The sequence below is a fragment of the Janibacter sp. CFPM2_SD2 genome (assembly GCF_057364645.1).
The window spans coordinates 1-604 of record NZ_JBNFOF010000405.1 but is presented as its reverse complement, the minus strand read 5'-3'; the positions used below and the strand labels follow the sequence as shown (position 1 = coordinate 604).

Genomic DNA, 604 nt, shown 5'->3' with positions numbered 1-604 from the left:
CCCGACGCCCTCGCGCGGCGCCGTCGGACCTCTCAGGGCTCCGGCGCCCCCGCCCGTCCCGACTCCCCGGCCGCTGGCGCCGGTGCACCGCGTGGTGCCGCTGGTGGTGCGGCGCTGGCGACGCACCTGCCGCCGGTGGTCTCGACGCCATGCTCGTCGAGGCGACCGACGCGACCTTCAACCAGATCGTCGGCCGCTCCAGCGTCGTGCCCTCCGTCGCCGTCGTCTGGTCGTCGCAGCAGCCGCAGAGCAAGGCGCTGCTCGACGACGCGCTCGACATCGCCGGCGCCCTCGACGGTCGCCTGCAGGTCGTGAGCATCGACATCGCGACCAACCCTCAGATCACCCAGGCGATCCAGCCGCCCGAGGTGCCCCTCGCCCTCGGTCTCGTCGGCGGGCAGCCGGTGCCGCTCTTCAGCGGGCTCGTCGACCGCGAGCAGTTCCGTCAGGTCGTCGACCAGCTGCTGCAGGTCGCGGTCCAGCACGGGGTCACCGGACGGGTCAGGCGGCGGCGGCCGCCACCGGAGGCGCCGAGGACGAGCTGCCGCCCCTGCACCAGGAGGCCTACGAGGCCATCGAGCGCCGACGACCTCGACGCCGCCGG

1 protein-coding gene is annotated in these 604 nt (G+C 75.0%); it reads left to right on the top strand.

The genetic code is table 11. From position 1 onward, the window contains the following. Positions 1–149: 149 nt before the first annotated feature. The coding region (locus AC2W7J_RS18655; RefSeq protein ID WP_485984300.1) for a thioredoxin family protein at positions 150–604 on the top strand (455 nt) is incomplete at its 3' end.